The organism is Kribbella sp. NPDC043289, from assembly GCF_056436705.1.
Map to the genome: position 1 here is coordinate 292,447 of NZ_JBWKCB010000007.1, position 19,178 is coordinate 311,624.

Sequence of the window (19,178 nt, forward strand, 5' to 3'; positions counted from 1 at the left end):
TACGTTCACAGGTCCATCCTCTACGACGCTACCGAACCGCGCTGCCCCCGGGTCGCCATCAGTAGCCGGGCCAGCCCGCTCCGCGTGCCCGCGACCGCGATCCGGTCCCCCGCCTGCAGCTCCCGTTCGGGCTTCGGACTCCAGTCCCAGGCCTCTCCGACGTCCTGCCGAGCGAGCACCCGCAGCCCACCCGGCTCGTCCAGTTCGCCGAGCCGCCGCCCACCGGCGACCGACCCGGCCTCGACCGTCACCTCGGTCAGCAGCAGCACGCGGCGACCGGCCGGAACCGTCACCTGACTGCGCCGGTTCGCCACCGCGGCGGCGACCGCCGGCGCGACCAGCATCGACACCGACCGGCTGTGGCCGAGACCCAGCCGCCGTTCGACCCGCTGCGCCAGGTCGTGGTCGAACATCCGCATCGTGATCCGGGCTTCCGGGTTCAGATCCCGGACCACCATCGCCGATTCCAGGTTGGTGATGTCGCCGTCGGTGATCGCGAGCACCGACTGGCAGCGCTGCACACCGGCCGACCGCAGCGTCTCCTCGTTGCTGCTGTCCCCGATCACGACCGGGATCCGCAGCCGGTGCGCGACCTGGATGCCGGGCGCGTCCTCGTCCATGTCGACCCCGACGACCGCGACGCCGCGCTCGGTGAGGATCTCGAGCACCCGCGCTCCGACGGTACCGAGGCCGCACACCACCACGTGGTTCCGCGGCCGCCCGCGCACCCCACCGATGATCCGCGACAGCCGCGCCCCGATCAGCGAGTCGACCACGACCGCGGTCAGCAGCGCCATCAGCACGATGCCCGTCAGTTGTACGACGACCGACGCCACCTTGACCCACGGCTCGGCGTCGGAGAACGCGTTGTCCTCGATCCCGGCCGACGTCACCGCGCCCGCCGCGAGGTAGATCGCGCGCCACCACTCGACCCCGCCGAAGAAGTGCACGACCGCGGTGCCGCCCGCGACGAGCAGCGCCATCAGCGCGGCGATCTTCCGGACCCGGCTGTCGAGAATGTCGCGCATCGCCATCAGCCAGCCGGCTGGGCGTACGTCGCGACTCCGCCACACCTCCCGCACTCCGGTACCGAGCACGATGTCGCCTTCGGGGTCGGAGCTGGACAGCGGCAGCAACTCGGGCGTCGCTGACGACGTGGTGTCCGCCAGCACGGTCAGGTGCGGTTCCCGGATCAGGTCGGCCTGGCCCACGACGAGTCGCCGGCCACCGAGTTCGAGCCAGGTCAGTTCGTCGTCCTCGAGCGCGTCGGAGACGAACGCGGGCGCGGCTAGCGACGGCCCGTTGATCACCACGCAGTCGCCGAGCAGGCTGTTCATCTGCTTGCCGAGCCGCGGGTTCACCATCTGTACGACGATCCGCAGCTCCGGATCCATGTCGCGGGCGGTGAGCGCGGTGTGCACGTTGTGGACGTCGTCGGTGTCCAGCAGCACGAGCGCCCGCGCGGTGGAAGGCGTACCGTCGTCGGCCGCGTCGACGCCGGCCCGGCGCAGCAGTGACTCGCTGATCACCCGGGCGCCCATCACGGTCGCGCCGAGCTCGCCGATCCGGTCGTAGTGCCGCGACGCGGGGTTGACGATCGCGGTCACCCGCTCGCCCGAGCTCACCAGCTCGGTGACCACCCGCAGCATCGTGCGGTCCGAGCCGCAGACCACGACCCGGCGCCCGTCGGGCGGGCCGATCGCGCCGGCCACGCCCGTGGACCGCTCGGGCGGTGGCGGCTGATCAGAATCGGGCGGGTTCCCGGTACTCTCCCCACTGTTCCCGAAGAACGTGACAGATTTCCCCCATCGTGGCCTCCGCACGCACCGCCTCCAGCATGGGCTCGATCAGGTTGCCAGTGCCGCTGGCCGCCTCCACCAGAGCGGACAGCGTACGACGTACCCGGTCCTCGTCGCGGAGGGACTTGCGTTCGGCCAGCACTCGGCACTGCTCGACCTCGACCTCGTGCGACACCCGGAGGATCTCCAGGTCCCCGGAGACGGTGTCGGTCAGCGTGTTCACGCCGACGATCTTTTTCTCGCCCTTCTCGAGTTTCTGCTGGTACTCGAAGGCGGCGTCGGCGATCTCGGCCATGAACCAGCCGTCCTCGATCCCGCGCAGGATGCCGCCGGTCATCGACTCGTCGGGGCTCATCTCCTTGATCCGCGCGAAGATCTCCTCGGCCTCGGCCTCGATCTTGTCGGTGAGCGCCTCGACGTACCAGGAGCCGCCGAGCGGGTCGGCGACATTGGTGACGCCGACCTCCTCCATCAGCACCGACTGGGTCCGCAACGCGATCTCGGCCGACTCCTCGGACGGCAGCGCGAGCGTCTCGTCGAGCGCGTTGGTGTGCAGCGAGTTCGTCCCACCGAGTACGGCGGCCAGCGCCTCGACAGCCGTCCGTACGACGTTGTTGTACGGCTGCTGCGCGGTCAGCGACACGCCCGCGGTCTGGGTGTGGAACCGCAGCCACTGCGCCTTGTCGGTCTTCGCCCCGTACTCGTCGCGCAGCCAGCGCGCCCAGATCCGGCGGGCGGCGCGGAACTTCGCGATCTCCTCGAAGAAGTCCAGGTGGCTGTCGAAGAAGAACGACAGGCCGGGCGCGAACACGTCGACGTCGAGCCCGCGGGACAGCCCGAGCTCGACGTACCCGAAGCCGTCGGCGAGCGTGTACGCCAGCTCCTGCCCGGCCGTCGAGCCGGCCTCGCGGATGTGGTACCCGGAAACACTCAACGGCTTGTACGCCGGGATCGTGGTGGCGCAGTACTCCATCAGGTCGCCGATCAGGCGCAGATGCGGCTCGGGCGGGAACAGCCACTCCTTCTGCGCGATGTACTCCTTGAAGATGTCGGTCTGCAGGGTGCCGTTGAGCTTGGTGATGTCGGCGCCCTGGCGCTCGGCCGCGACCAGGTACATGCAGAAGGCGGGCACCGCCGGGCCGGAGATCGTCATCGACGTGGTGACGTCCTGCAGCGGGATGTCCTTGAACAGCCGGTCCATGTCGTCGGCGGAGTCGATCGCGACGCCGCAGTGGCCGACCTCACCGAGCGACTTGGGGTCGTCGGAGTCGCGGCCCATCAGCGTCGGCATGTCGAACGCGACCGAGAGGCCGCCGCCACCGCCGTTCAGGATCATCCGGTAGCGCTCGTTCGTCTGCTCCGCGTTCCCGAACCCGGCGAACTGCCGGATCGTCCAGGTCCGGCCGCGGTAGCCGGTCGCGTACAGCCCGCGAGTGAACGGGAACTCCCCCGGCCAGCCGATCCGCTCCATCCGCGGGTCGGCGACCCCCTCGGGCGGCCCGTAGACCGGCTCGACCTCGGTGCCCGAGAGGGTGGTGAAATCCGCCTCCCGCGTGCGCGCCGCGTCGTACCTCTGCTGCCACCGGTCACGCCCGGCCGCGATCTGCTCGGCATCCATCAGTCAGACCTCCTAGGGGACTGGTCCCTAAAATACTAGGACGTCCAACTATTTCCAATCCGCCAGAGGTTCCAGTACGTGCCCAATACGTCTCCCCGCCGGTGAAAGGTTAGGAGAAGTCGCCGGCGTTGCGGCGGAGGGGTTCCAGGACGGACCAGAGCATGGCGAGCTGGTCCTCAGTGAGGCCGCGGAGGGCGAAGTCGGCGGCGACCAGGTCCGCGGTCGCGCGTTCGACCAGGTCACGGCCATCGGGGGTGATCTCGCAGAGCACCGCGCGGCCGTCGTCGGGGTGCGGCGTCCGGGTCACCAGGCCGGCCGCCTCCAGCCGGCGGACGATCGACGTCACCGATGTCGGGTGCACCTGGAGCCGCTCACCCATCTTGCCGAGCGGCAACGACCCGCGCCGCGAGAACGTGAGCAGCACCAGCGCCTCGAACCGGGCGAAGGTCAGACCGTGCTTGCGGAGGATCTCGTCGAGTTCGTTGATCACGATCTGCTGGGCGCGCATCAGCGAGGTGACGGCCCGCATCTGCTCGACCGCTCCCCAGCGCCGGCCCCATTGCCGTGACGCCTCGTCGATCGGATCGAACGGCAACGCCCTCTTCCTCGCCATGGCCGAACATTAGCCCGACACTGGTCTGACCATGTCGACACTCAGAGATTCCGACTTCCCCGCCCTCGGAACCGACAACCCCGCCGAGCAGCTGATCAGCATCCGCTTCCGTTGGTACGCCCACCAGTCCCGGAACGCCCGCGTCGCCTACCGCGCGCTGGGGACCGTCCAGCTCGCCGCGGCCCTGGTGATCGCGATCTCGGTCGCGATCAACGCCCCGACGTGGCTCGCGCCGTCGCTCGGCGGCGTGATCGCGCTCGCCGAAGGAGTCCGGACCCTGTTCGGCTTCAAGGACTCCTATCCGACCTACACCCGCACCGCCCAGGCCCTGCGCAACGAGGCCTGGCTGTACGCCCAACGCGCCGGCCGGTACGCCGCGGCGCACGAGCCCGTGAAACTCCTCGCCGAACGCGTCGTGGAGATCAGCCACACCGAGACCGCGGACTGGGAGGCGGCCCTGAAAGCGCGGAACGTCTGAAACTGGCCGCTGAAAACTGGCCGCTGAAAACTGTCTGTGGCGGCTGGCAAGGTTCGGGTATGGAGTATCTGGAGCATGTGCGGGCCGACGCGGCACGCCTGGCCGACGTTGCACGGACCGGGCTGGACGCCGCTGTGCCGAGCTGTCCCGGATGGACGGTCGAGTCCGTGGTGCGGCACGTCGCTCAGGTCTACGACCACAAGGTCGAGGTACTGCGCCTCGGCGCGCTCCCCGACCCCTGGCCGCCGGACTTCACCGGCCGCGACTCGCTGGAGTGGTACGACGCTGCGCGGGTCGCGATCGTCGACGCGCTGGAGAAGGCCGGCACCGGTGTGGAGACGTGGACCTTCAACCCGCGCGACACCACGTCCGCGTTCTGGCACCGGCGGATGGCGCACGAGACGGCAGTGCACCGCATCGACGTGGAGCTCGCGCACGACGCGGTGACGCCGATCGACACCGAGCTCGCGCTGGACGGGATCGACGAGGTGCTCTACCCGAATCTCGGTGGTCCCTGGTGGGAGGAGGGTGACACGGCCTATCCAATCGACGCCGCCCTGCGGCTGACCGCGTCCGGCCGGTCCTGGACCATCCACGCCGACGCGACGAGTGTCGACGTACGGCAAGGGGCGGAGGGGGACGTGGCGGCGGAGATCTTCGGTGATGCGGCGGCGCTGTATCTGTGGCTGTGGGGACGGGCCGGGGACGACGCGATCGGGACGGTGGGGGACGCGGAGGTGGTGAAGGCGTTCCGGGGGCGCGTTTCGGAGGCTACTCAGTGAGATTTCCAGAGATGTCCTCTGTAGGCCCGGCTGTTCGTTCCCTTGGTGAGAGACCACAGTGGTCTCAGGGAGAGGGAGGACTCTGATGACGCAGTACCTTGCACTGACCTACACCGCGGATGTCGACTGGTGGGCGCCTGAGCAGGCCGACGAGCTGGCCGAGTACCGGAAGTTCGGGGTGGACTTCGCCGGGCAGATCCAGGCGAGCGCCGTCCTGCACCCGACCGCGACGGCGACCGTCGTCCGGGTCGAAGGCGCCCGCGGCGGGCCGGTGATCACCACCGACGGTCCGTATGCGGAAACCAAGGAAGCCCTGACCGGGTACTACCTGATCGAGGCGGACGACCTCGAGGAGGCGGTCAAGATCGCCGCCGAGATCCCGGCCGCCTGGGGCGGCGCGGTCGAGGTCCGGCCGGTCATCGTGGCCAAGTAACCGGTGTCGGCCGAGTAAGCCCGAGTGATCCCGGTGGACCAGCGGTACGACGCGGTCGCGGAGACGATCCGGATCGAGGGCACGCGGATCCTCGCGACCCTGGTCCGGACCGTCGGCGACGTCCAGCTCGCCGAGGACGCCGTCCAGGAAGCTGCCCTGGCGGCCCTCGGCGCCTGGCCGGTGATCGGCGTACCGCCCGAACCGCGCGCCTGGCTGACCGTGACCGCGCGCCGGAAGGCGCTCGACATCATCCGCCGCGAGCAGGCTCGGGCCGGCAAGGAACAGGCCGGTTCGGACCTGATCGAGATCACCCGCCGGGAACTCGACCCGACCAGCGGGCTGGAGCCGGACGACGTCGTCCAGGACGATCTCCTCCGGCTGATCTTCATCTGCTGCCACCCGTCGCTGGCGCCGCCGACCCGGGTCGCGCTCGCACTCCGGACCTTGTGTGGGCTCTCCCCCGCGCAGATCGCCGGCGTACTGCTCACCACCGAGGTCGCCGCGACGAAGCGGCTGGTCCGCGCGCGCCAGAAGATCTCCGCCGCCCGCATCCCGTACCGCGTGCCCGCCGAGGCCGAGCTGCCGGATCGGCTGCCCGCTGTCTGCGCGGTGATCCACAGCCTCTACACCGCGGGGCATGCGCCGTCCGAGGGCGAAGCGGCGTACGACGTCGACCTGTGTGCCGAGGCGATCCGGCTGGCGGAGCTGCTGCACACGCTGCTGCCCGATCAGCCGATGCCGACGGCGGTCCTGGCGTTGCTCCTGCTCACCGAGGCTCGCCGGCCGGCGCGTGTCGACGCGGTCGGTGACGTGGTGACCCTCGATCTGCAGGACCGTTCGCTGTGGGATCAGGATCTGATCGCGCGCGGCGTCGTACTCCTCAACGACTCGCTGGAGCGGTCTGCTCGGCAGGCCGATGCTTACCAACTGCAGGCAGCGATCGCAGCAGAGCATGCCCGCGTGCCGAGTTATGCGGCGACCGATTGGCGCGAGATCGTCCGGCTGTACGACCTGCTGGTCGAGGTCTCCCCCAGTCCCGCCGCGCAGCTGGCCCGCGCCGTCGCGATCGCCGAGATCGGCGAGGTGACCGACGCGCTCGAGCTGCTCGACACGATCCCGAGCAGCTCACGCTGGCACGCCATCCGCGCCGAACTCCTGGCCCGCCGGCACGCGTACGCCGAAGCCGTCGACGAACTGGACCAGGCCTTGGCCACCGCTCCCCCGACCCACCCGGAACGATCCCACCGGGAACACCGCCGCGACCACTTCACCCAACAAGCCGCGGCCAGGTCACCACGGGCTGGAGATTAGGTCTCGTCGGTCCAGTTGCCGCGTTCGCTGTTGAAGATGGACTTCGCGCCGGCCGAGCCCGTCGGGCCCGGGCGGGACTGTGGCGCGGGCGCCGAGGCCGCGGCCGGAGCCGTGGTGACCTCCTGCGCCGAGTCCATCCCGATCGGGCCGGTGCCGTCGTCGTCGGAGTCCTCGTCACCCTGCAGTACGTCGACACTCGCGGACGCCCGGAGGCCGGTCCGCTGGATGACGCGCTGGATGGTGAGGTCCCGGTCGTCGGGCCGGCTGACCCACTTGATCTCCCGGAAGCCCTGGTCCTGCGCGGCCGACTCGAAGACGAAGTGGCCGTAGCCGAGCATCCGCCCGATGATCGGTTTCTGCAGGGTGATGTCGAGGACCCGGGCGATCGGGGTGGTCGCGACGGTCTGCGAGAAGACGCCGCGGATCCGCATGACGCGCATGTTGGTGACCACGAAGCGGTCCCGATGCTGGGTGAGGAACTGCCAGAACGCGTGCGCCAGGAGCACCAGCACGATCGCCAGCAGCACGGGCTGCCCACCGATCGACGTGGCCGCCATCGTCAGCAGCAGGGCTGCCGCCAGCACCACTTCGAGCATCGGCACCGTGAACACCACCCAGTGGTGCCGGACCTCGTCGATGACGACTTCGCCCTCGTCCGAGATCAGATGCCGCCGGACCTTCGGGTCGAAGATCCGGAACAGGCCTATGCCGGCCATCCACTCACTCCCCTGTCACGCTGTTGTGTGACCCCGTAAACCAAGTGTCCCGCACGATCACTCGCGACGGGACACCCGAACGGCAGATCAGCTGAACAGCGCGGTCAGGAAGGTGATGACACTCCCGAACGCATCACCCACGGCAGAAAACGCACCGCCCACCGCGCCTGCGGCATTGGCCGGCTGAGTGAACAGGTAGAAGCCGGCAAAGGCGATGAGCGACCAGATCAACAGCTTCTTCGGCATGTCGCCACTCCTTGTTTCTAACTAACCACTCGGTCGACTGCGGTTGAGTGTTTATATCACGGACGGTCACTAATTGTCACTGACTGAACACAGCCCACCGCACAATGCTCACCAGGTACAAGATCCATTCTGTAACGGATCCGGGGGCACGGCAGCCACCGGCGCGCCGCCCTGAGACGGAGAACGCCGTGTGCCACGGAAATCCTCCGGCCTTTGCCCGAAATCGGAACAACTTCCGATGAACGGAAAGCAAAGACACGATGTGACACTGCGTGGTCGATTGTTTCACGGAGAGACAATCGTCACAACGCGGCGATCAACTCGTCCGCCGCAGAATACGGGTCGGTGCCGCCGTCCGCGACCTTGGCGGCCAGCACGTCCAGCCGGGCGTCACCGTGCAGGTGCGCGAACCGGGCCCGCAGCGCGGTCGTCGCGATCGCCTCGATCTCGTCCCGCGCGCGACTCCGCCGGCGCTCGGTGAGGACGCCGTTCCCGCGCATCCACTCCAGCCGGTCCTCGATCGCCTGCACCACCTCGGCGACCCCTTCGTTGCGGGACGCAACCGTCTTCAGGATCGGCGGCGTCCACGCGCCCTCGGTGCGATCCGCCAGCGCGAGCATCGACCGGAGGTCCCGGGTGACCGACTGGACGCCGTCCCGGTCCGCCTTGTTCACCACGTAGATGTCGCCGACCTCCAGGATTCCGGCCTTGGCCGCCTGGATGCCGTCGCCCATCCCGGGCGCGAGCAGCACCAGCGTCGTGTCCGCCATCCCGGCGATCTCGACCTCGGACTGCCCGACGCCGACGGTCTCGACCAGCACCACGTCGAACCCGGCCGCGTCCAGCACCCGCAGCGCCTGCGGCGTCGACCAGGACAGCCCACCGAGATGCCCGCGGGACGCCATCGACCGGATGAACACGCCCCGGTCGGTCGCATGATCCTGCATCCGCACCCGGTCCCCGAGCAGCGCACCACCGGAGAACGGCGACGACGGATCCACCGCGAGGACGCCGACCCGCTGGCCGGTCTCGCGGTACGCCGACACCAGCGCGGACGTCGACGTGGATTTCCCGACCCCCGGGGAACCGGTGATTCCCACGATGTGCGCGTTCCCGGCGTACGGCGCCAGCTCGGCCATCACCTCGCGCAGCAGCGGGGACTCGTCCTCGACGAGCGAGATCAGCCGGGCGACGGCCCGGGAGTCACCCTCCCGGGCCCGTTCGACCAGCTCACCGACCGGCGGAGTGCGTCGTGGCATCAGCTCTTCGAGACCCTGACGATCAGAGCGTCGCCCTGACCGCCACCGCCGCACAGCGCCGCCGCGCCGACGCCACCGCCACGGCGGCCGAGCTCGAGCGCCAGGTGCAGCACGAGCCGCGCGCCGGACATACCGATCGGGTGGCCGACCGCGATCGCGCCGCCGTTCACGTTCACCTTGTCGTCGCCGACGCCGAGCTCGCGCGCGGACGCGATCCCGACCGCGGCGAACGCCTCGTTGATCTCGATCAGGTCGAGGTCGCCGGGCGCGATGCCTTCCTTCGCGCAGGCCTTGGCGATCGCGTTGGCCGGCTGGCTCTGCAGCGTCGAGTCCGGGCCGGCGACCGAGCCGTGCGCGCCGATCTCGGCGATCCAGCTGAGCCCGAGCTCCTCGGCCTTCGCCTGGCTCATCACGACGACCGCGCACCCACCGTCGGAGATCTGCGACGCGGATCCGGCCGTGATCGTGCCGTCCTTGCCGAACGCCGGGCGCAGCGTGGCAAGCGCGTCGACCGACGTGTCTCCACGAACGCCTTCGTCACTGTCGACCACCAGCGGGTCGCCCTTGCGCTGCGGCACCTCGACCGGCACCACCTCGTCGGCGAACAGGCCGTTCTTCCAGGCCTCCGCGGCACGCTGGTGCGAACGAGCGCTGAACTCGTCCTGCTCCGCGCGGCTCAGCTTCAGGCCGGTGTTGTTCGCCTGATCGGTGAGGGCACCCATCGCCTGGTCGGTGAACGCGTCCCACAGGCCGTCGTACGCCATCGAGTCGACGAGCGTGGTGTCGCCGTACTTGAAGCCCTCGCGGGACTTCGGCAGCAGGTGCGGCGCGTTCGTCATCGACTCCATGCCGCCGGCCACCACGACGTCGTACTCACCGGCGCGGATCAGCTGGTCGGCGAGCGCGATCGCGTTCAGCCCGGACAGGCAGACCTTGTTGATGGTGATCGCCGGGACGTCCATCGGAATGCCGCCCTTGACCGCGGCCTGGCGGGCGGTGATCTGACCGCCGCCGGCCTGCAGTACCTGGCCCATGATCACGTACTCGACCTGGTCCGGCGTGACGCCGGCCTTCTCCAGTGCGCCCTTGATCGCGAACCCGCCCAGTTCGGCGCCGGTGAAGCCCTTGAGGCCACCCAGCAACCGCCCGATCGGGGTCCGTGCACCGGCGACGATGACGCTTCGGTTCCGCGTGTCAGACATGCTGTCACGATACCTGCGGAGGCACTGGTACGCCGCTGCTCGAACGCGTCAGACGGGTCACACGGATCGCGCTCCCGACCATCCGCGAGCCATGTCATGTGGGCCACTTTTGATGGCCTGCCGGAGCACTCTGCGCCAGGCTGGCGCCATGGATCAGCTGTTCGACGCCATCGACCATGTCGGGATCGCGGTCGCCGACTTCGACGAGGCCGTCCGGTACTACGCGGACGTGTTCGGCATGACCGTGGCGCACGAGGAGATCAACGCCGAACAGGGGGTCCGCGAGGCGATGCTCTCGGTCGGCGACTCGGGTTCGTCGATCCAGTTGCTGGCGCCGCTGTCGGACGCGTCGCCGATCGCGAAGTTCCTCGACCAGCGCGGTCCCGGCATCCAGCAGCTCGCGTACCGGGTCACCGACCTCGACGCGGTCTGCGCGATCCTGCGCGACCGCGGCGCCCGCCTCCTGTACGACGAGCCGAAGCGCGGCACCGCCAACTCCCGCGTCAACTTCATCCACCCGAAGTCGGCCGGCGGCGTCCTGGTCGAACTCGTCGAACCCGCCGCGTGATCCACCGTGTGTCCAGCGTGTGATCCGCCCAGCGTCACGGGGTGCGGACAAGGGGTGACGGCGCGCAAAGACAGTGCCCTCGGAGGGGTTCGGCGGACTACCCTGTTCGGGTGCTGAAGGACAGCGCCACCGACTCCTTTCACGGTGCGCCGGCCGGGTTCCGGCACGAGGGGTTCGTCCATTCCGGGGACGACGACTTCGTGCGGCGCGCGGCCGCGTTCGTTCACGAGGGGCTGGCGGCTGGGGACGAGGTCGTGGCCGTGCTGCCGCCCGAGCGGATCGCGGTACTGCGTGACGCCCTCGCACCGGACCGCGACAGCATCCTGTTCGCCGACATGACCGTTGCCGGTGGCAACCCGGCGCGGCTGATCCCGTTCTGGCGCGAGCTCCTCGACAAGCATTCCGGCCGCCGCGTCCGCGGACTCGCCGAGGCCGCGTACCCGGGCCGCGGCGACGCGGCGTACGACGAGGTGCTGCTGCACGACGCGCTGTGCGACATCGCCTTCGCGCGGGACTCGTCGTTCCGGCTGCTCTGTGCGTACGACGCCGCGGCCGGGATCGATCCGACCGCAATGCATTCGGGTGCGGAAGCCCTTGCGGAGAAGGCGTTCCGGACCGCGTTGCACGACGTACCGGATCGGGCCGAGCGGTGGGAGTTCGGGCCGGCCGAGCTCGGGGAGGTGCGGCAGTGGGTGAGCGGGCATGCCGCGTCGCACGGCGTCTCCCGGGACCGGCTCGAGGACCTTTCGCTGGCGCTGCACGAGATCTGCACGAACAGCATCCGGTTCGGCGGCGGCCGCGGCACGTTGGCGGTGTGGATCGCGGACGGCGCGCTGCTCTGCGACGTGACCGACAGCGGGCGGATCGACAACCTGCTGGTCGGGCGGGTGCTGCCACCGCTCGACGGGATCGGCGGGCGGGGTGTCTGGCTGGCGAACCAGCTCTGCGATCTCGTCCAGCTGCGATCGGGTGACGACTTCACGCAGGTACGGCTGCACACCCGCCTTCGGTAGTCGGACGGCAGTAAGACCGAGTAAGACCACTGACAACGGTGGACTGCAAAAGTGACGGTCGTCTCAACTGGGTCGGGCTGTGTCACAAGGCACAGCCACGGGCGCATACTCAGCGGTAAGTTCCGCTCACTCGATTGACCGCCGCTGCAGGAGGTACTCCCGTGAAGCAGATCCTTGAGGCGATCCTCTCCGGCGACAGCGCCGCTGTCGGAGAACTCGACGTACCGGACCACTACCGCGGGATCACCGTGCACGCCGACGAGGCGACCATGTTCGAGGGACTGGACGCCAAGGAGAAGGATCCGCGCAAGAGTCTGCACCTCGACGACGTACCGACGCCCGAGCTCGGGCCGGGTGAGGCACTGGTCGCCGTGATGGCGAGCGCGATCAACTACAACACCGTCTGGACGTCGATCTTCGAGCCGGTGTCGACGTTCTCGTTCCTGAAGCGGTACGGGAAGCTGTCGCCGCTGACCGCCCGCCACGACCTGCCGTACCACGTGGTGGGCTCGGACCTGGCCGGCGTCGTACTGCGGACCGGGCCTGGCGTGAACGCCTGGAAGCCGGGTGACGAGGTCGTCGCGCACTGCCTGTCGGTCGAGCTGGAGTCACCGGACGGGCACAACGACACGATGCTCGACTCCGAGCAACGGATCTGGGGCTTCGAGACGAACTTCGGCGGTCTCGCCGAGCTAGCGCTGGTGAAGTCGAACCAGCTGATGCCGAAGCCGGACCACCTCACCTGGGAGGAGGCCGCGTCGCCGGGGCTCGTGAACAGCACGGCGTACCGGCAGCTGGTGTCGGCCAACGGCGCCAACATGAAGCAGGGCGACGTGGTGCTGATCTGGGGCGCCTCCGGCGGTCTCGGGTCGTACGCGACGCAGTTCGCGCTGAACGGCGGGGCGATCCCGGTGTGCGTGGTGTCGTCGCCGGAGAAGGCGGAGATCTGCCGGGCGATGGGCGCGGAGCTGATCATCGACCGGAACGCCGAGGGCTACAAGTTCTGGAAGGACGAGACCACCCAGGACCAGCGGGAGTGGAAGCGGTTCGGGGCCCGGATCCGCGAGCTGACCGGCGGCGACGACCCGGACATCGTGTTCGAGCACCCGGGGCGGGAGACGTTCGGGGCGTCGGTGTTCGTGGCGCGCAAGGGCGGGACGATCGTGACCTGCGCGTCGACGTCCGGGTTCATGCACGAGTACGACAACCGGTACCTGTGGATGAACCTGAAACGGATCATCGGCTCTCACTTCGCGAACTACCGGGAGGCCTGGGAAGCCAATCGGCTGATCGCGAAGGGCATGGTGCACCCGACCGTCAGCAAGGTGTACACGCTCGAGGACACCGCGCAGGCGGCGTACGACGTGCACCGCAACCTGCACCAGGGCAAGGTCGGCGTCCTCACCCTGGCCCCCGAGGAGGGCCTCGGCATCAAGGACCCGGAATTGCGCGCGCGGCACACGGACGCGATCAATCGCTTCCGTAACAGGTAACAGATCATCCGTTTGGGCGTTTCAGGGGGATTCTGACAGGCTTAAGGTGGGGGATTCACGCTGAGCCGCCAGAAGGGAATCTCGGGAATGCCTGACGAGTCGAGCCTGCCGTTCTTCGACCGCACGGCCACCGCTGCCGGGGGCTTCCCCGTCAGCCGCCGTGGGTACGACAAGCAGGCCGTGGACGACTATGTCCGCGCGCTGGAGATGCAACTCGTCGAGGCACGCAACCGCGCCGAGGAACTGCAGCAGAGTGTCGCGCCGATGCAGCGCCAGCTCGAGGAGACCCGGCGCCAGCTCGAGGCCAGCGCGAACCCGTCGTACGCCGGACTCGGCGACCGGGCCGCGCAGATCCTCCGGCTGGCCCAGGACCAGGCGTCCGAGGCGCTCGACGAGGCCAAGCGGGAGGCCGAGGAACTGCGCGCGAACGCCCGCAAGGAGGCCACCGCGGCCCGGGCGACAGGCGAGCGGGAGGCCGAGGACATCCGCACGGTCGCGCTGAACGAGGCGGACAGCATGCGTCGCACCGCGGAGGGTGACGCAGCCGAGCTCCGGCGTACGGCGGAGACCGAAGCGGCCGAGGTACTGCAGGCCGCGCAGCGCAAGGGCGACCAGCTCACGCTGACCGCCGAGTCGCAGGCGAGCACGCTGAAGAACGGCGCGCTGCACGAGGCGGAGAAGATCCGGACCGCGATCCAGCGCGAGTCGGCGGCGCTGCGCGCGCGGCTGGCCGACGAGCGGGAGCAGCAGGCCAAGGAGCTCGCCGACAAGCACCAGCAGATCGCGGCCGACACCGACAGCCTCACCACCCAGATGAAGGAGGCCGCCGAGGCTTCCGAGCGCCGGGTGGCGGAGGCGACCGAGCAGGCGCGGAAGATCCGGGCCGAGGCGGAGGAGTCGGCCGAGCGGACGCTGGCGCGGTCGCGGCGCGAGGCCGAGCAGTTGCTGAGCACCGCGCGGACCCGGTCCGAGGCCGAGCTCGCCAACTCCGCCGACGAGGCCGAGCGCTCACGGACGGTCGTCGCCCGCGAGACCGAGCGGCTCGCGAAGCGGCGGGACGGGATCCTGACGCAGATCGCCGGGCTGAACGAGATCGCCAGCAACATCGCGCGACAGGCGGCGGAGCTCGACTCCGAGACGGCGGCGCCGTACGTCAACCCTTTCGCCCGTCCCGCTGAGTCCAGCGGGTCCACTGATTCGGCGGCTGGTTCTGCGGCTGGTTCTGCGGGCGCTCCGGCGGCCGAGGGGGCTGGTCGGCGGCCGTTCGGGAGTGCGCCGGGGACGGGGGCGGGGAGCCCGTTCGCGTCCGGGGCCACGGACAGCCCGGCGAAGGGGGCCGGCGAGAGCCCTTTCGCGGGGACGACGCCGACTGACAACCCGTTCCCTGGGGCGACCCCGGCCGACAACGGGTTCCCGGCGGCCACGGAGGCTGACAACCCGTTCACGGGGGCCACTCCGGCGGGTGGGTTCGGTACGTCGGGCGCTGGGTCCTCGGGCGCTGGGTCCTCGGGCGCTGGATCCTCGGGCGCTGGATCCTCGGGCGCTGGATCCTCGGGCGCTGGATCCTCGGGCGCTGGATCCTCGGGCGCTGGATCCTCGGGTGCTGGATCTTCCGGTGCTGGATCTTCTCGTGCGGGAGCTTCTGGTGCGGGGTCTTCGAGTGTGGGGACTTCGGGCTCGGGGTCTGCGGGTGCGGGGTCGGTGAGCGGGGCGTCGTACGACGACGGCGGGCCGTTCACGGGTGCCAGCCCGTTCGTCGGTCTCGGTGCGGGTGACGCCCGGGTCGACGAGACGCGGATCGACACCAACCTGCGCGTGGACCCGAAGGACACCGACGACCTCGCCGACAAGACCACCAGCAAGTCCGCCGGCGGTCCCGCTTCCGCTGCGTCCAGCTCGACGGGTTCCAGCAGCACCAAGTCCAGTGCGGCTGGGGCAGGCAAGAGCGGCTCGGCGGCGAAGGGATCCGGCTCGGCCGGTGCGGACTCGGGCGCGAACGGTTCCGCTAAGGCGGGTGCGACGTCGGCCGGTGCGACGGTGTCGAGCGCGACTGGTTCTGGTGTGGGCTCGGACGCGTTCGCGGACGAGGACGAGCCGAAGGATTCGACGAGGATCGACGAGTTCCGGCTGGATGACCTCGCGAACGAGGAGACTCGGGTCCAGCGTTCGGCCGCCGCAGCGAAGTCTGCCGGGAAGCCGTCCGCCGACGACACGACCGATGCGGCCACCTCGAGCGCGCGATCCCCGAAGGACAAGATGTGACGCCAGCCGGCGACGACACCTCGACAGCGACCGACGCGGACCTCGCCGAAGCCACCCGCGAAGCGAAGACCGCCGCCGCGCAGGCCGAGGCCGCCGCCGACAAGAGCGACCACGCAGCAACCAACGCCACCACCGCAGCCACCCAAGCCGAGGGCTCCGCTGAGGCGGCCGCAACCGACGCCAAGCGCGCCGACAGCTCTGCAAGCCGGGCCGACGGTTCGGCTGAGGTGGCTGCTACCTCGGCCGAGCAGGCTGACACGGCCGCCGACAAGGCTGACGCGTCGGCGGAGAAGTCGGACGACTCCGCCGAGGAGGCAGACGACGCGGCCGACCAGGCCCGCACGTCCGTCAAGGAAGCGGATGGCGCTGCTGGCGAGGCGGATGTGGCGGCCGAGGAGGCCGAAAGGGCTGCTGACAAGGCGGACGACTCGGCCGAGGCTGCGACGGATGCCGTGGGCAACGCCGCCGCAAGGGCTCGGGACGAGGACGAGAACATCGCCGAACTCTTGATCGACCAGCGGCACCCCTCCGAGGGCATGGGCCAGCCCGGCCCGCCGCTGCGGCGCTCGAACCCGTTCACGTTCGGGTTCTTCGCGGCCCTCGGCGTACTCGTGGCCTGGGGTCTGTGGAACGCGCTCGGTCAGGCCCGCTCGGTCCTCATCCTGCTGCTGGTCTCGATGTTCATCGCGGTCGGTCTGAACCCGCTCGTCGAGTGGTTCATGCGCCGCGGCCTGAAGCGCGGGCTGTCGGTCGGTGTGGTGTTCCTGCTGATGATCCTGGCGGTCGTCGGCGTCGGGTTCGCGATCGTGCCGGTCGTCACCGACCAGATCGACAGCCTGATCAAGAACGCCCCGGGGTACCTCGACCTGCTCGAGAAGTCGAAGACGCTCAACAACCTGAACACGAAGTACCACTTCATCCAGAAGGCGCAGGACTACATCCAGGACCCGGCGCTCGCCCAACGCGCGTTCGGCGGGATCCTCGGCGTCGGGAAGGTGGTCGCGAACGCGCTGTTCAACACGTTCACGATCCTGATCCTGACGCTGTACTTCCTCGCGTCGCTGCCGTCGGTGAAGCGGGCGGCGTACAGCCTGGTCCCGAACACCCGCCGGCGCCGGGTCTCGATCCTCGGCGACGAGGTGCTGGGACGGGTCGGCGGCTACGTGAGCGGTCAGTTCATGGTCGCGCTGTGTGCCGGCGTCTGCATGTTCATCTTCCTGGAGATCGTCGGCCTGCGGGACTACGCCGTGGCGCTGGCGATCGTGGTGATGGTCTGCGACTTCATCCCGATGGTCGGCGGTCTGATCGGCGTCGTCGTGGTCTCCCTGATCGGTTTCACCGGCGGCCTCTGGACCGGTATCGCCTGCCTGATCTACGGCATCATCTACCAGCAGATCGAGAACTACGTCGTCGCCCCACGCATCATGCGCCGCGCAGTGGACATCCCCGGCGCCGTCACCGTCATCGCCGCCCTCCTCGGCGGCGCCCTCCTCGGCGTAGTCGGCGCCCTCCTGGCCATCCCGTCCGCCGCCGCCATTCTCCTCATCATCCGAGAAGTCTGGGTCCGCAAAGCCGACGCCTCCTAGGAGGCGCTCTCCCCCGATCGGGCTAGGGCGTGTCTCCCAATCCCGCGCAGTAGGCGGGGGATTGGGAGACACGCCCTAGACGCGCTGCTTCCGGGTTTGACCGGACGTCTGGCTTCGCGCGGATGAGTGACCGCTCTTCCCACGAAGCCGACGGCCGGTGGACTTCTGCGCGGCTGGACGATCGCCGTCCTGCTCTGCAGTCTTTTCGGTTCGAGGTCTCCTGGCTTGACCGGACTTGGGTGATGTCACCTCGACGAGTTGCAAGGAACGTCCGTCGTCGAGGTGGATGACGAGGTCGTGGGCGAACTGCTGTCTCGCCTCTCGCATCACCTTCGCCGCGTCGGCGCTCTGCCCTTCCGCCGCAGCCTGCACGAGTTGCGACACCCGCTGATGGGAAACGCCGAGCACACTACTCACGTCCCTGACCGGAACATCTGCGTCCGTGAGCACCGACGCGACCTCCTTGGTCAACTCGGCGACCAGCGTCTCGAGCTCTTTCGCCCTGCGTCGGAGGCCGTCGACCAGGGTCTTCGCCTCGAGCAGATCCCGCCCGTCGGCGTCGATGCCGGAAACCTCAACGGCGACCTTCGAGAGTGGAGAGTCGGTCACCACAGCGATGTACTCCCGCGCCATCTGCTCGACCTCGTCCAACCGACGAGCCTGCGTCAGACCATCGAGCTCAGGTACGGCGATCATCCACCACCGATCGTCCCGGCTGACGCTCACCTCGTAGGTCTTCATTGCTCCGTCCCCTCACACTCGGCGAGTGCCTTGTCGACCTTCCGCACGACTCCTGGCGAGATCACCCGATGACCGTCCGGCACCACGAACGTGTGCCGACCACAGGAACACTCGTACAGGCTGTGCGACCCTTCCGTCCTGACTCGCCGCCAACCGGCGTCCTTGAAAGCCTTCACGACTTTCCGTGTCGGCTGTCCACTGACCATGATTTTAGTCTATGGAGCTAGACACTTTCAAGGCAAGTCGCATAGACAGATGCTCAAGCGGTGACGTCGAGGATGAAGTGTTGGGCGGGGGTTAGGCGGGTGTGGGTGTTGACGCGGATGTAGGTCTGTTGGTCGAGTTGTTGGGGTAGGTGGCGGAGGGCGAAGTACGAGTGGAGGGCTCGGCGGGGTTTGTCGGTGTGGTTCTGGGTGCCGCCGTGCCAGAGGTGGCTGTTGAAGATGACGACGGTGCCGACGGTGCCGGTGAGCTGGATCTGGTCGGGGTGGGCGGCGGCGGGGTCGGGCATCTCGTCGCTGGGCATGGTGCCGCGGCGGTGGGAGCCGGGGACGACGCGGGTGGCGCCGTTCTCGGGGGTGAAGTCGTCGAGGAGCCAGATCGAGTTGCAGACCTCGTACGCGCCTGGCTCGACGGCGTGACCGGAGTCGGCGTGCAGCGCCTGATGCCCCTCGCCGGGTAGTGCGGCGCGGCTGTTCAGCGACGACAGCTTGAACTCGCCGAGCACGTGGCTCATCGCGGCCAGCACGCGCGGATGACTGAAGCAGACCTCGAACATCGGGTCCTTGTTCACCAGGTCCGCGAGCCGGTCGGTGCCCTTCTCCTGATGGACCTCCAGGCCGGCCCGGTCCCCCTCGGCGGCGATCAGTTCGGCGAGGCGTTTGTTGAGTTCGGCCACGTCCTCCGCCGTCAGGATCCCTTCCAGCGGCAGGAACCCGTCGCGGTCGAGTTGGTCCTTCTCGGCCTGCGTGAGGACGTCGTCGGTCACGCCGAGGTCGCGCAGTGCGGTCGCCATATCCATTCCGAGCTCTCCTTCACAGATGCACGAATCGATGCCA

General features: G+C 69.2%; 19 protein-coding genes. 9 read left to right on the top strand and 10 right to left on the bottom strand.

The features are described 5' to 3' along the window. Positions 1-20 precede the first annotated feature (20 nt). From AC0662_RS34500 to AC0662_RS34510, 3 genes are all read right to left on the bottom strand, one after another. A complete protein-coding gene (locus tag AC0662_RS34500) occupies positions 21-1,712 on the bottom strand; it encodes an NAD-binding protein (protein ID WP_478305910.1) in 1,692 nt (563 codons plus the stop codon). A gap of 31 nt (positions 1,713-1,743) precedes the next feature. Continuing rightward, the gene (locus AC0662_RS34505) at positions 1,744-3,417 is read right to left on the bottom strand and encodes a coenzyme B12-dependent isobutyryl-CoA mutase large subunit (protein WP_452203855.1); all 1,674 of its coding nucleotides are present in this window, start codon (positions 3,415-3,417) and stop codon (positions 1,744-1,746) included. A gap of 109 nt (positions 3,418-3,526) precedes the next feature. Continuing rightward, positions 3,527-4,030, bottom strand: coding sequence for a MarR family winged helix-turn-helix transcriptional regulator (locus AC0662_RS34510; protein WP_478305912.1), 504 nt, complete (start codon positions 4,028-4,030; stop codon positions 3,527-3,529). A gap of 31 nt (positions 4,031-4,061) precedes the next feature. Here AC0662_RS34510 and AC0662_RS34515 point away from each other — a divergent pair, with 31 nt between their 5' ends. From AC0662_RS34515 to AC0662_RS34530, 4 genes are all read left to right on the top strand, one after another. Further along, the gene (locus AC0662_RS34515) at positions 4,062-4,508 is read left to right on the top strand and encodes a DUF4231 domain-containing protein (RefSeq protein WP_478305914.1); all 447 of its coding nucleotides are present in this window, start codon (positions 4,062-4,064) and stop codon (positions 4,506-4,508) included. 59 nt (positions 4,509-4,567) lie between these two features. Beyond that, complete coding sequence (locus AC0662_RS34520) at positions 4,568-5,290, top strand: maleylpyruvate isomerase family mycothiol-dependent enzyme (protein WP_478305916.1); 723 nt, start codon at positions 4,568-4,570, stop codon at positions 5,288-5,290. 85 nt (positions 5,291-5,375) lie between these two features. Beyond that, positions 5,376-5,723, top strand: coding sequence for a YciI family protein (locus AC0662_RS34525; RefSeq protein WP_478305918.1), 348 nt, complete (start codon positions 5,376-5,378; stop codon positions 5,721-5,723). A 24-nt stretch (positions 5,724-5,747) separates the two neighbouring features. Further along, positions 5,748-7,034, top strand: a complete 1,287-nt coding sequence (locus AC0662_RS34530; protein ID WP_478305920.1) for an RNA polymerase sigma factor — start codon at positions 5,748-5,750, stop codon at positions 7,032-7,034. Here the strand turns inward: AC0662_RS34530 and AC0662_RS34535 are convergent. From AC0662_RS34535 to AC0662_RS34550, 4 genes are all read right to left on the bottom strand, one after another. Next, positions 7,031-7,750, bottom strand: a complete 720-nt coding sequence (locus tag AC0662_RS34535) for a PH domain-containing protein (protein ID WP_478305922.1) — start codon at positions 7,748-7,750, stop codon at positions 7,031-7,033. The genes AC0662_RS34530 and AC0662_RS34535 overlap by 4 nt on opposite strands. A gap of 87 nt (positions 7,751-7,837) precedes the next feature. Beyond that, a complete protein-coding gene (locus AC0662_RS34540) occupies positions 7,838-7,996 on the bottom strand; it encodes a hypothetical protein (protein WP_165546737.1) in 159 nt (52 codons plus the stop codon). A gap of 302 nt (positions 7,997-8,298) precedes the next feature. After that, the gene (gene meaB / locus AC0662_RS34545; RefSeq protein ID WP_452203869.1) at positions 8,299-9,255 is read right to left on the bottom strand and encodes a methylmalonyl Co-A mutase-associated GTPase MeaB; all 957 of its coding nucleotides are present in this window, start codon (positions 9,253-9,255) and stop codon (positions 8,299-8,301) included. Then, positions 9,255-10,457 carry an acetyl-CoA C-acetyltransferase gene (locus AC0662_RS34550; RefSeq protein WP_478305924.1) on the bottom strand — a complete coding sequence of 401 codons (1,203 nt, stop codon included), beginning with the start codon at positions 10,455-10,457 and terminating at the stop codon, positions 9,255-9,257. The genes meaB and AC0662_RS34550 overlap by 1 nt, the downstream gene beginning before the upstream one ends. Positions 10,458-10,605: 148 nt before the next feature. Here AC0662_RS34550 and mce point away from each other — a divergent pair, with 148 nt between their 5' ends. The 5 genes from mce to AC0662_RS34575 all read left to right on the top strand — a co-directional run bounded on the left by mce (position 10,606) and on the right by AC0662_RS34575 (position 17,379). Next, complete coding sequence (mce, locus tag AC0662_RS34555) at positions 10,606-11,025, top strand: methylmalonyl-CoA epimerase (protein ID WP_452203871.1); 420 nt, start codon at positions 10,606-10,608, stop codon at positions 11,023-11,025. A gap of 110 nt (positions 11,026-11,135) precedes the next feature. Further along, a complete protein-coding gene (locus AC0662_RS34560) occupies positions 11,136-12,038 on the top strand; it encodes an anti-sigma factor RsbA family regulatory protein (protein ID WP_452203872.1) in 903 nt (300 codons plus the stop codon). A gap of 161 nt (positions 12,039-12,199) precedes the next feature. After that, a complete protein-coding gene (gene ccrA, locus AC0662_RS34565; protein WP_452203873.1) occupies positions 12,200-13,531 on the top strand; it encodes a crotonyl-CoA carboxylase/reductase in 1,332 nt (443 codons plus the stop codon). A gap of 87 nt (positions 13,532-13,618) precedes the next feature. Continuing rightward, positions 13,619-15,793: a hypothetical protein gene (locus AC0662_RS34570; RefSeq protein ID WP_478305926.1), complete on the top strand. Its 2,175-nt coding sequence runs from the start codon at positions 13,619-13,621 to the stop codon at positions 15,791-15,793. After that, the gene (locus tag AC0662_RS34575) at positions 15,790-17,379 is read left to right on the top strand and encodes an AI-2E family transporter (RefSeq protein WP_478305928.1); all 1,590 of its coding nucleotides are present in this window, start codon (positions 15,790-15,792) and stop codon (positions 17,377-17,379) included. Before AC0662_RS34570 ends, AC0662_RS34575 begins: the two co-directional genes overlap by 4 nt. A gap of 75 nt (positions 17,380-17,454) precedes the next feature. On the opposite strand, the gene AC0662_RS34580 is transcribed toward AC0662_RS34575, so the two are convergent. Genes AC0662_RS34580 through AC0662_RS34590 form a run of 3 tightly spaced genes read right to left on the bottom strand, consistent with a single transcriptional unit; the run spans position 17,455 to position 19,141 of the window. Beyond that, the gene (locus AC0662_RS34580) at positions 17,455-18,120 is read right to left on the bottom strand and encodes a hypothetical protein (RefSeq protein ID WP_478305930.1); all 666 of its coding nucleotides are present in this window, start codon (positions 18,118-18,120) and stop codon (positions 17,455-17,457) included. Beyond that, on the bottom strand, positions 18,117-18,326 hold the full coding sequence (locus tag AC0662_RS34585) for a type II toxin-antitoxin system HicA family toxin (protein ID WP_452203877.1): 210 nt from the start codon (positions 18,324-18,326) through the stop codon (positions 18,117-18,119). Before AC0662_RS34585 ends, AC0662_RS34580 begins: the two co-directional genes overlap by 4 nt. 53 nt (positions 18,327-18,379) lie before the next feature. Then, positions 18,380-19,141 (bottom strand): phytanoyl-CoA dioxygenase family protein, encoded by a 762-nt coding sequence (locus tag AC0662_RS34590; protein ID WP_478305932.1) that lies wholly within the window; start codon positions 19,139-19,141, stop codon positions 18,380-18,382. Between the last annotated feature and the right edge of the window lie 37 nt (positions 19,142-19,178).